We start from the raw sequence: 11054 nt of genomic DNA, 5'->3' as shown, positions 1-11054 counted from the left end.
GCCCGGCACCCCGCGCCCGCCCGGCACCCCGCGCCCCGGGCGGCGGACCGCGCCCGGGAACCGGACCCGCCGGCGAACGCGAGGAGGGCCCGGGACCGGTGATCGGTCCCAGGCCCTCCGCCGTGCGGATCGGTACGCCTCAGCCGCAGCAGCCGCCGCATTGGCACGGCCCGCCGGACTGACAGCCGCAGCTGCAGCCCGAGCCGCAGCCGCATGCGCCGACCGGGTGGCCGCCGGGCTGGGCCGGACGGGGTTCGGGTTGGGAGAGGTCCGCCATGAGTCGCCTCCTCGGGAGGGGTCACGTCACCTGCTGCTCATGGTGCCGACGACCCGGCCGCCCTGCGCAGGGGCGCGTCGGCGGCGCGTGGAGGCACGCCGCCGCGGACGCTCACGCCCCTTCGTCGTCGGGTCACGAACGGTCACGCCCCTTCGCAGGCGCGGACGCTCACGCCTCTTCGACTTCGGCGCCGTGGACGCTCCGCCCCTTCGACTTCGGCGTTACGGACGCTCACGCTCCTTCGGAGGCGCGGACGCTCCGCCCCTTCGACTTCGGCGTCGCGGACGATCGCCCCTTCGCAGGCGCGGACGTCACGCCCCTTCGACGGCGTCGACGGCGTCCTGCGGGGCGATCTCGTCGGCGTGCTCGCCGGTGACCAGGTAGACGACGCGCTTGGCGACCGAGACCGCGTGGTCCGCGAACCGCTCGTAGTAACGGCCCAGCAGCGTCACGTCCACGGCCGTCTCGATGCCGTGCTTCCAGCGGTCGTCCATCAGGTGCTGGAAGAGGGTGCGGTGCAGCAGGTCCATCGCGTCGTCGTCGTGCTCCAGCTGGAGCGCGAGGTCGACGTCCTTGGTGATGATGACCTCGGCGGCCTTCGCCATCAGCCGCTGGGCGAGCTGGCCCATCTCCAGGATCGTGGCGTGCAGATCGTGCGGCACGGCCGTCTCCGGGAAGCGGAGCCGGGCCAGCTTGGCGACGTGCTGCGCGAGATCGCCGGAGCGCTCCAGATCGGCGCTCATCCGCAGGCTGGTCACCACGATCCGCAGGTCGGTGGCGACCGGCTGCTGCCGGGCGAGCAGGGCGATCGCCCGTGCCTCCAGGTCCCGCTGCAGGTCATCGACCTTCTCGTCGGCGGCGATGACGCTCTCGGCGAGCTTGAGGTCCGCGTCCAGAATGGCGGTGGTGGCCCGGCCGATGGCCGAACCGACGAGCCGGGCCATGTCGACCAGGCCGTCCCCGATCGAATCCAGCTCCTCGTGGTACGCGTCCCGCATCACTGACCTCTTTCCCCGACTCTCGCTGAAGGATCTCTCGCTGAAGGATCTGTAAAGGATCGCTGTGGGCTCATATGACCCGAGGTCCCCACACTCCCACGCTCCGGCCGCAACGCGTCCGGTTCCGGCACCGGGCGTGAACCACACCTGACCCCTCGGTGAACTCTCGGCAACGCGGCCCCGGCTCCCCCGTGCGACGCCCGCCCGCCGAAACGTCCGGAGTGAACCGATACCGACGCCCCGGTGAACTCTCGGCAACGTCTGTTCGAGGGGATCGTCTCGGGGCTGTGGAGGGGTCCGGCCGCCCGCATAACCTGGACGCATGAACGTGAACGCGGCGATCGCCGCAGTGGCGGCGCTCGCCGGGCTGTGCACCGGCGTCATCGCCATGCTGGCGTTCCGCTGGAGCGAGCGCGAACAGGCGAAGCCTACGCGCTCCTCGCTGCACACCGACGCCGTGTTGCCGCCGGGGGTGGACACCGTCCTGTCGGTGCTCCGTTCCTCGGCCGTCGTCCTCGACGAGGCGGACGCCGTCGTCAAGGCCAGCTCCGCCGCCTACGCGCTGGGCCTGGTGCGCGGCGGCAAGCTCGCCGTCGAGCCGATGCTGGCGATGGCCCGCGACACCCGGCGGGACGGCGAGATCCGGCAGATCGAGCTGGATCTGCCCCGGCGCGGCACCGGCCGGGGCGGTGACGCGCTCGCCGTGTCCGCCAGAGTGGCCCCGCTGGGCTCCCGGCTGGTCCTGCTGCTGGTGGAGGACCTCACCGAGGCCCGCCGCATCGAGGCCGTACGACGCGACTTCGTCGCCAATGTCAGCCATGAGCTCAAGACCCCGGTCGGCGCGCTGTCCCTGCTGTCCGAGGCCGTGATGGACGCGTCCGACGACCCGGAGGCGGTCAACCGCTTCGCCGGGCGGATGCAGGTCGAGGCGACCCGGCTGACCAGCCTGGTCCAGGAGCTCATCGACCTCTCCCGGGTGCAGAACGACGACCCGCTGGAGGACGCCGAGCCGGTCCGGGTGGACGAGCTCGTCGCCGAGGCCATCGACCGGTGCCGCCACCAGGCGGGTACCAAGCAGATCACGATGGCCACGGGCGGCACCGCCGATCTGCACGTCTGGGGCAACCGCGGCCAGCTGGCCGCCGCGCTCGGCAATCTGGTCGAGAACGCGGTCAACTACAGCCCGGCCCGCACCCGCGTCGGCATCGCCGCCCGCCGCATCCCCGCGACCGGCGGGGACCTGATCGAGATCGCCGTGACCGACCAGGGCATCGGCATATCAGAGAAGGACCGCGAGCGGATCTTCGAGCGCTTCTACCGGGTCGACCCGGCCCGTTCGCGGCAGACCGGCGGGACCGGGCTCGGGCTCGCCATCGTCAAGCATGTGGCCGCCTCGCACGGCGGGGAGGTCACCGTGTGGAGCGCCGAGGGACAGGGCTCCACCTTCACCCTGAGACTCCCGGAAGCCGGTGCGGCGCGGGACCGGGACCGCTCGCGGAGCCAGAAGCGCGAGTCGAGCGAGACGTACGACACCGGAGCAGACCTCGACGGCGAGGACCACGACCGGGCGTACGAGACCTTCACCAATGAACCACTCTCTGCCCCGGAGGTCCTTCCGTGACCCGAGTTCTGGTCGTCGAGGACGAGGAATCGTTCAGCGACGCGCTGTCGTACATGCTTCGCAAGGAGGGATTCGAGGTCGCCATCGCGGCGACGGGCCCCGAGGGCCTCGACGAGTTCGAGCGGAACGGCGCCGACCTGGTGCTGCTCGACCTGATGCTGCCGGGCCTGCCCGGTACGGAGGTCTGCCGCCAGCTGCGCGGCCGGTCCAACGTCCCGGTCATCATGGTGACCGCCAAGGACAGCGAGATCGACAAGGTGGTCGGGCTGGAGATAGGCGCCGACGACTACGTGACCAAGCCCTTCTCCTCGCGTGAACTGGTCGCCCGGATCAGGGCCGTACTGCGCCGCCGGGGCGAGCCGGAGGAGGTCACCCCCGCCGCCCTGGAGGCCGGTCCGGTCCGGATGGACGTCGACCGGCACGTGGTCACGGTCGGCGGCGGCAAGGTGGACCTCCCGCTGAAGGAGTTCGACCTGCTGGAGATGTTGCTGCGCAACGCGGGCCGGGTGCTGACCCGTATGCAGTTGATCGACCGCGTCTGGGGCGCGGACTACGTGGGCGATACCAAGACGCTCGACGTCCACGTCAAGCGGCTCCGGGCCAAGATCGAGCCGGACCCGGGCGCGCCCCGGTACCTGGTGACGGTGCGGGGGCTGGGCTACAAGTTCGAGCCGTAGGCCGGGCCCGGACCTTTACGGGAGCGGGTCGGCGCCGGGCCCCGAGGGCCGTGCGGTGAGCGCCACGGCCGGAAGGACCCTCCCGAACCGGACCTTCCCGGCCGTGCGCGAGGGCGGCCCTGGAGGCGTGCCGCGCGGACCCTCCGGGCAATGCGCGAGGGCGGACCCTCCCGGCAATGCGTGAGGGCGGCCCTGGAGCCTTCCAGGGCCGCCCTCGCGCATGTCTCGTGGGGGCTCAGCCGCCGTGCCCGTCCGGGTTCGGCTCGCCCGAGGCGATGCCGTTCGAGGTGCCGTTGCTCGCTCCGCCGCTCGGCGTGCCGCTCGCCGCACCGCCGGGCTTGTTGTTGGTCGCCGAGCCGGACGGGGTGCCGCTGGGCTTCCCGCTGGGCGTCGGCTTCGCGGTCGGCAGCACGGTCGGGCCCCAGCCCTTGAAGTAGCTCGTCGCCGGGACCACGAACGCGGTGATCGGGACCTTGCCGGTCGAGCTGAGGTCGAACACGACCCGCTGCGCGTCGCCGTCCCTGGCCGCCTCGCGCCCGTCGCTGATGACGGCGGAGGCGTTGCCCTCGCCGCCGAAGGCCACCGAGCCGCCCTTGGGGACGACGACCGGGCCGCTCTGGCCCTTGGGCGGGGAGATCTTCACACGCGCACCGGTGCCCGGCAGGGTGATGGCCTTGACGGTCTGGTCCGTCTTGCCGCTGTTGAAGATCCTGCCGGTGACGACGGCCGGGCCCTTCGCCGTGCGATCCGGCTGGGTGACCACAGTGGCGTTCTGGATCTTGATATCGCCGACGGCGGTCGCCGCGTTGTCGGGCTTGACCTGCAGCGTCTGCGCGTCGTTACCGGCTCCGCAGGCGGAGAGCGGGGCGACCGAGACCACGATGGCGGCTGCGGCGAGGGCGCCGCGTCGAAGGCTGCTGCTCACGGCGGCGGCATCTCCTAGGACGAGGTAAAGGTTGGATCAGCGCGCTTAGATTACCGATCCACACTCTTCGGCCCGCACCCGACCCGCCCCAAGGCGATCCGCCCCGGGCGGCGCCCCCCTCCGGTTCCGGTTCCGGTGCGGTTCCCGGGTGGTTCCGGTGTGCGTTACGAGGTGCGTCCGACCCGGTCCCGAATATCGTCTCGACCGGCCGCGCGGAGATTATCGGTAAGGAATCCGCGCATGTCCGAGAATTGATCACAGACTTGATCCGCGCCGTGCGATCAACGCCGCGATCAAGGGGTGATCAAGCGCCCGATCAAGGGTGCGATCAACGCTGTGATCAATTCGTGAATCGGAGCCGGATGGCTCGCTCCTGATCCGAACGGAGTAGCGGAAGTCCATCGACTGGACTCCGGCAAAACGGGACGTACAACCACTCCGCCGGGCTTCTCCGGGTGGTCGAGGGGCGGGTTTGCGGGTGCCCGGACAGCGGCTCCCACCTGCGGATACCCGCTTCCGCGAGCCCCGCGCAGCACGTTCCTGCCGCACTTGTCAAGCCCCGAGATATGCCCTGACCTGCGAAAACGCCATTCAGAAGAAGGCGTTCCCGTGTTACCCTGGATAGCCACGGAAGGGGTACCTGTCACATGACGTTCAAGGTTGGCGACACCGTGGTCTATCCCCATCACGGGGCCGCGCTGATCGAGGCCATCGAAACTCGTCAGATCAAAGGCGTGGACAAGACCTACTTGGTGCTGAAGGTCGCCCAGGGTGACCTGACGGTTCGTGTGCCGGCGGACAATGCGGAGTTCGTCGGTGTGCGTGATGTGGTCGGCCAGGACGGGCTGGACCGGGTCTTCGAGGTGCTGCGTGCACCGTATGCGGAAGAGCCGACGAACTGGTCACGTCGCTACAAGGCAAATCTCGAGAAGCTCGCCTCCGGCGATGTGATCAAGGTCGCCGAGGTCGTGCGTGACCTGTGGCGTCGAGAGCGTGAGCGCGGACTCTCCGCCGGTGAGAAGCGGATGCTCGCCAAGGCCCGCCAGATCCTGGTGAGCGAACTCGCCCTCGCCGAGAGCACCAACGAGGACAAGGCCGAGGCCCTGCTCGACGAGGTTCTCGCGTCCTGACATATCAATGCCGCGGTGCCCGAGTGACTCAGACCTGATTTCCGTAAGTCGTCTGTCGCCGGGCGCTGCGGCATGTTCGCGTGCCGGACGCTGCGCTTCCCCAGCCGACGCCTTCCAGCCCGACGCCTTCAACGACTTCCAGCCCGACGCCTTCAGCGACGCCTTCGACAGGCGCCGTGCCGGTGCCGGCGGCCGCGCCACGGTGCGCGGTGCGGAGTGTGCCGGGCCCGGGCAGCTGGCTCGACCAGTCGTCACGGAAGGGGCCGGTCGGGGCATCGCGCCCGGCACGCTGTGGCCATACCCATCTCGGCTGAGGAAGCAAACCTGAACGCCAACTCAATGTCCGCAACCCCGGATCGCGGCGGCTCCGGAGCGTCCGGGCGCCCCGTCCGCACCGCCGCCGTCATCCCCGCCGCGGGCCGCGGGGTGCGGCTGGGACCGGGCGCCCCCAAGGCGCTGCGCCCGCTGAACGGCACGCCGATGCTCGTCCACGCGGTCCGGGCGATGGCCGGATCCCGTGCCGTCTCCCTCGTCGTCGTGGTCGCCCCGCCGGACGGCGCCGACGAGGTGCGGCTGCTGCTGGACGCGCATCCGCTGAGCGACAGCCTCAGCGACACCACCGAGGTGGTGGTCGTGCCCGGCGGCGAGACCCGTCAGGAGTCGGTGCGCAAGGGGCTGGCCGCCGTCCCGGAGACCGTGACCACCGTGCTGGTGCACGACGCGGCCCGTCCGCTGGTGCCCGTGGACACGGTGGACGCGGTCGTCGCCGCCGTACGGGACGGGGCGCCCGCCGTCGTCCCGGCGCTGCCGCTGGCCGACACCGTGAAGCAGGTCGAGCCGCGCACCGGGGAGCGGGCCGGTGAGCCCGAGCCGGTCGTCGGCACCCCCGAGCGCGCACTGCTGCGCGCCGTCCAGACCCCGCAGGGCTTCGACCGCGCCACGCTCGTGGCCGCGCACGAGAAGATCACCCTGGAGGGTGAGGGCGCGACCGACGACGCGGGCATGGTGGAGCGGCTCGGCGTCGAGGTCGTGGTCGTCCCCGGCCACGAGGAGGCGTTCAAGGTGACCCGGCCGCTGGATCTGGTGCTGGCCGAGGCGGTTCTGGCGCGCAGGAGGGCGAACGATGGCTTCTGAACCGGTGGTGCTGCCCCTGGTGGGCATCGGCACGGATGTGCACGCCTTCGAGAAGGGCCGCGAGCTGTGGTGCGCGGGGCTGCTGTGGGAAGGCGATGAGTACGGAGAGTACGGACTGGCCGGTCACTCGGACGGCGATGTGGCCGCGCACGCCGCCTGTGACGCGCTGTTCTCCGCCGCCGGGCTCGGCGATCTCGGCGCCCACTTCGGCACCGGCCGCCCCGAGTGGTCCGGCGCCGCGGGCACCACGCTGCTCGCCGAGGCGGCCCGGATCGTACGGGAGGCGGGCTTCGGGATCGGCAATGTGGCCATCCAGGTCATCGGCGTACGCCCCAAGATCGGCAAGCGGCGCGAGGAGGCGACGAAGGCGCTGACGGCGGCGGTGGGCGCCCCGGTCTCGGTGTCCGGTACCACCACGGACGGCCTGGGGCTGACGGGCCGCGCCGAGGGTCTCGCGGCGATCGCCACGGCGCTGGTGTACCGGCGGTAGGAGGCGGGGAAGGGCGCCGGGGGCGCCGCGCGGCTCCGGCGCGACCCGGACGGACGTCGGGACCCGGACGGACGTGGGGACGGAGACGCGGGAACGGACGGACGTGGGGACGGGGACGCGGGAACGGAAGGGGGTCGTCCGGAGGGGCCGGGGCTGGGGAATCGTCCGGGGGATCCGGCGGAGATGGGGAGGAATGGGGAGAAATGGGGAAGAGGCGACCGTGGCGTCCGGAGTGTCACGCTTCTGTGTCCCCGGGGCGGAAGGGGCACGGGGCACCGTTCACTTCCCACTACCCTTGATGCGTGACTATTCGCCTGTACGACACCAGCGCCCGGCAGATCCGTGACTTCACCCCGCTCAGGCCGGGCTGTGTCTCGATCTACCTGTGCGGCGCGACCGTACAGGCCGCCCCGCACATCGGCCACATCAGGTCGGGGCTGAACTTCGACATCATGCGGCGCTGGTTCGCCCACCGCGGCTATGACGTGACGTTCATCCGCAACGTCACCGACATCGACGACAAGATCATCGCGAAGTCGGCGGAGCAGAACCGGCCGTGGTGGGCGATCGGCTACGAGAACGAGCGCGCCTTCAACCACGCATACGACATCCTCGGCTGCCTGCCGGTGACCTACGAGCCACGGGCGACCGGTCACGTCCCCGAGATGATCGAGATGATGCGGGGGCTGATCGATCGGGGTCATGCCTATGCGGCCGAGGGCAATGTCTATTTCGATGTGCGCTCGTTCCCCGAGTACCTGAAGCTCTCCAACCAGGACCTGGACGGGCTGCGCCAGCCCTCGGGCGAGGGCGAGACCGGCAAGCGCGATCCGCGCGACTTCGCCATGTGGAAGGCGGCGAAGCCGGGCGAGCCCAGCTGGGAGACCCCGTGGGGCCGCGGCCGTCCCGGCTGGCACCTGGAGTGCTCGGCGATGGCGCACAAGTACCTCGGCCGGGCCTTCGACATTCACGGCGGCGGTGTCGACCTGATCTTCCCGCACCACGAGAACGAGATCGCGCAGGCCAAGGCGTTCGGCGACGAGTTCGCCGCGTACTGGGCGCACAACGCCTGGGTGACCATGAGCGGCGAGAAGATGAGCAAGTCGCTCGGCAACTCGGTGCTGGTCTCCGAGATGGTCAAGCGCTGGCGCCCGATCGTGCTCCGCTACTACCTGGGCACCCCGCACTACCGGTCGATGATCGAGTACAGCGAGGAGGCGCTGCGCGAGGCCGAGTCGGCGTTCGCGCGGATCGAGGGCTTCGTCCAGCGAGTGGTGGAGAAGGCGGGGGCCGTCGAGCCCGCGGCCGAGGTGCCGCCCGCCTTCGCCGAGGCGATGGACGACGACCTCGGGGTGCCGCAGGCGCTCGCCGTCGTCCACACCACCGTCCGCCAGGGGAACTCCGCCCTGACCGCCGACGACAAGGAGGCGGCGGTCGCCCGGCTGGCCGAGGTGCGGGCCATGCTGGGCGTGCTGGGCCTCGATCCGCTCGACGAGCACTGGGCGGGCGGCTCGGACCGGGGCGAGGATCTGCACGGCGTGGTCGACTCCCTCGTCCGGCTGGTCCTGGAGCAGCGGCAGTCCGCGCGGGCCCGCAAGGACTACGCGACGGCGGACGCGATCCGCGATCAGCTCCAGCAGTCGGGCCTGGTGATCGAGGACACCCCGTCCGGACCGCGCTGGGAGCTGGGCCAGCGTTAAGGCCCTGACCTCCTGTGGTGTGCCGCCCGACGCCCCGGGCGGCACACTTGTGACCGTACACATGACCGCATAAATGACCGCACAGACGTGTGACGTTCGAGCCGCTTGCTGAGCAGCGCCGAGCAGTGAAGAGACAGGTGACCGTTCATGGCCGGCAACAGCCAGCGCAGGAACCGCCGTACCGCCAACAAGAAGGGCGCGACGGTCGGCAGCGGAGGTAAGCGCCGCCGCGCCCTCGAGGGCAAGGGGCCCACCCCGCCCGCCGAGATGCGCAAGGGGCACGTCAAGCAGCGGATGGCCAACGCCCGCGCCCGCCAGGCCGCCAAGCGCCCGGCGCCGCGCCGCGGCGGCAAGGGGACGAACGAGCTGGTGGTGGGCCGCAACCCGGTGGTCGAGGCGCTCCGCGAGGGCGTTCCGGCCAGCACCCTGTACGTGCAGCAGTACATCGACAGCGACGACCGGGTGCGCGAGGCGCTGAAGCTCGCCGCCGACCGCGGCGGCATCCACCTCATGGAGGCGCCCAAGCCCGAGCTGGACCGGATGACCAACGGCCTGAACCACCAGGGTTTGGTGCTCCAGGTCCCGCCGTACGAGTACGCCCACCCCGAGGACCTGAGCGCGGCCGCCTTCGACGACGGCGAGGACCCGCTGATCGTCGCCCTCGACGGCGTCACCGACCCGCGCAACCTGGGCGCGGTCGTCCGCTCGGTGTCGGCCTTCGGCGGCCACGGCGTGGTCGTACCGGAGCGGCGCGCGGCCGGTATGACCGCCGGCGCCTGGAAGACCTCCGCGGGCACCGCCGCCCGCACCCCGGTCGCCCGTGCGACCAACCTCACCCGGGCGCTGGAGGCGTACCAGAAGGCGGGCCTGACGGTGATCGGGCTGGCGGCGGACGGCGATGTCGAGCTCCAGGACCTCGAGGTGCTGGACGGCCCGGTCGTGATCGTCGTCGGCAGCGAGGGGAAGGGGCTGTCCCGGCTGGTGGGCGAGACCTGCGACCTGCGGGTGCGGATTCCGATGCCGGGCGGCGCGGAGTCGCTGAACGCGGGCGTGGCGGCGGGCGTGGTCCTCTATGAGGCGGCACGCCGCCGGGCGTAGCGGGTCCGGTTCGGGCGCCTGGCGCGTGGCGCGTGGCGTGTGGCGCACGGCGCATGCGGTGTGGGCGGGGTGCCGTCGGGTCGGTGTGGAGCGGCGCGGTCGGCGCGGTGGCGCGGTCGCGGTGCGGTGGCGCGGTCGGTGATGGCACGGTCGGTGCGGTGGCGCGGTCGTGGTGCGGCCCGTGGCCGGGCTCGGGCACCCGCCGGCCCGGAGCCGTGGGGATCGGTCGTGGATCCGTCGTGGAGCTGCTTCCCGGCCTGCGCCGCGCTTGTGCTGGGCCTGCCTCGGGCCGGTGCTGAGCCTGTGCCCGGCCTGTGCCGGGTATGCGCTGGGCCTGTGCCGGGTATGCGCCGGGCCTCTGCCTGGTCTGCCTTCCGGTCGATGATCTTGACGGGCCTCGGACAGATCGGGACGTCCCCGGCAGTGTCTTTCCCGTCCGTCACTCGGTTAGTTGGGCGTGGAGACCAGAAAAGCCCGCATGCCTTCGCCCCGGGCGGGACGCACGCGGGGGTTCGACGACGAGCCACAGCTGACCATGGCCAAGGTGCCGTGCGATCCGGCACGGGTCGCCGTCAACGCCCCGAGCTTCCGGGTGCAGCTCAGCGTCCCGGTCGTCAGCAGCGCTCTGGCGGACACGGCCCGGCTGGCCCGCGTCCCGGTGGGCCGACGCCGGCCGCCCGTGGTGTGGAGCGGCCGTACCCGCCCCGGTGGTGACACCGCGGCGACGCGGCTTCTCCAGGCCGTGCGGTACTCCCACGAGGGTCTGACCGACAGCCCTGTCGACGGCTTCTCCGAGGGCCTGGGCGACGGTCCGGGCCGGGCCCGGTCAGGGGAGGGCGCCGAGGACGTGGGCGCCACCCAGGTGCTGCCGCGGATCGCCTTCGACGACGACGCGCCCACCGTCATCGGCCCGCGCAGCCCCCGTACGGAGACCGTGCCCCGGCCCGGCGGGCGGCGGCGTCCGGGCGCGGACGGGCCGGGCGAAGCGGACGCGGCGGGCGCGG

General features: G+C 71.7%; 9 protein-coding genes and 1 pseudogene. 8 read left to right on the top strand and 2 right to left on the bottom strand.

The genetic code is table 11. From position 1 onward, the window contains the following. Positions 1-588: 588 nt before the first annotated feature. Positions 589-1275, bottom strand: a complete 687-nt coding sequence (gene phoU / locus AXW62_RS37520) for a phosphate signaling complex protein PhoU (protein WP_030828058.1) — start codon at positions 1273-1275, stop codon at positions 589-591. Between the two features lie 322 nt (positions 1276-1597). On the opposite strand from phoU, the gene phoR reads away from it, so the two are divergent. Continuing rightward, positions 1598-2896, top strand: a complete 1299-nt coding sequence (phoR, locus tag AXW62_RS37515) for a two-component system sensor histidine kinase PhoR (RefSeq protein ID WP_030828061.1) — start codon at positions 1598-1600, stop codon at positions 2894-2896. Continuing rightward, positions 2893-3573, top strand: a complete 681-nt coding sequence (gene phoP / locus AXW62_RS37510; RefSeq protein WP_009716928.1) for a two-component system response regulator PhoP — start codon at positions 2893-2895, stop codon at positions 3571-3573. Before phoR ends, phoP begins: the two co-directional genes overlap by 4 nt. A gap of 235 nt (positions 3574-3808) precedes the next feature. Here phoP and AXW62_RS37505 read toward each other — a convergent pair whose 3' ends face one another. Continuing rightward, positions 3809-4498 (bottom strand): hypothetical protein, encoded by a 690-nt coding sequence (locus AXW62_RS37505; RefSeq protein WP_060948321.1) that lies wholly within the window; start codon positions 4496-4498, stop codon positions 3809-3811. Positions 4499-5145: 647 nt separating this feature from the next. Between AXW62_RS37505 and AXW62_RS37500 the strand changes: the two genes are divergently transcribed. The 6 genes and pseudogenes from AXW62_RS37500 to AXW62_RS37475 all read left to right on the top strand — a co-directional run. Continuing rightward, complete coding sequence (locus AXW62_RS37500) at positions 5146-5628, top strand: CarD family transcriptional regulator (RefSeq protein ID WP_009716930.1); 483 nt, start codon at positions 5146-5148, stop codon at positions 5626-5628. A 339-nt stretch (positions 5629-5967) separates the two neighbouring features. Further along, a complete protein-coding gene (ispD, locus tag AXW62_RS37495) occupies positions 5968-6762 on the top strand; it encodes a 2-C-methyl-D-erythritol 4-phosphate cytidylyltransferase (RefSeq protein ID WP_030828069.1) in 795 nt (264 codons plus the stop codon). Continuing rightward, complete coding sequence (ispF, locus tag AXW62_RS37490; protein ID WP_030828072.1) at positions 6752-7252, top strand: 2-C-methyl-D-erythritol 2,4-cyclodiphosphate synthase; 501 nt, start codon at positions 6752-6754, stop codon at positions 7250-7252. The genes ispD and ispF overlap by 11 nt, the downstream gene beginning before the upstream one ends. Before the next feature lie 302 nt (positions 7253-7554). Beyond that, a complete protein-coding gene (cysS, locus tag AXW62_RS37485) occupies positions 7555-8952 on the top strand; it encodes a cysteine--tRNA ligase (RefSeq protein WP_030828075.1) in 1398 nt (465 codons plus the stop codon). Between the two features lie 147 nt (positions 8953-9099). Then, positions 9100-10050 carry a 23S rRNA (guanosine(2251)-2'-O)-methyltransferase RlmB gene (gene rlmB / locus AXW62_RS37480; protein WP_030828077.1) on the top strand — a complete coding sequence of 317 codons (951 nt, stop codon included), beginning with the start codon at positions 9100-9102 and terminating at the stop codon, positions 10048-10050. 478 nt (positions 10051-10528) lie between these two features. Further along, positions 10529-11054: pseudogene (locus AXW62_RS37475) on the top strand (hypothetical protein); the annotation flags it as partial.

It is taken from the genome of Streptomyces hygroscopicus subsp. hygroscopicus (genome assembly GCF_001553455.1).
GTDB classification, from domain to species: Bacteria; Actinomycetota; Actinomycetes; order Streptomycetales; family Streptomycetaceae; genus Streptomyces; species Streptomyces hygroscopicus.
The sequence above is the reverse complement of the archived record's forward strand: the minus strand, read 5'-3'. Positions and strand labels throughout refer to the sequence as shown.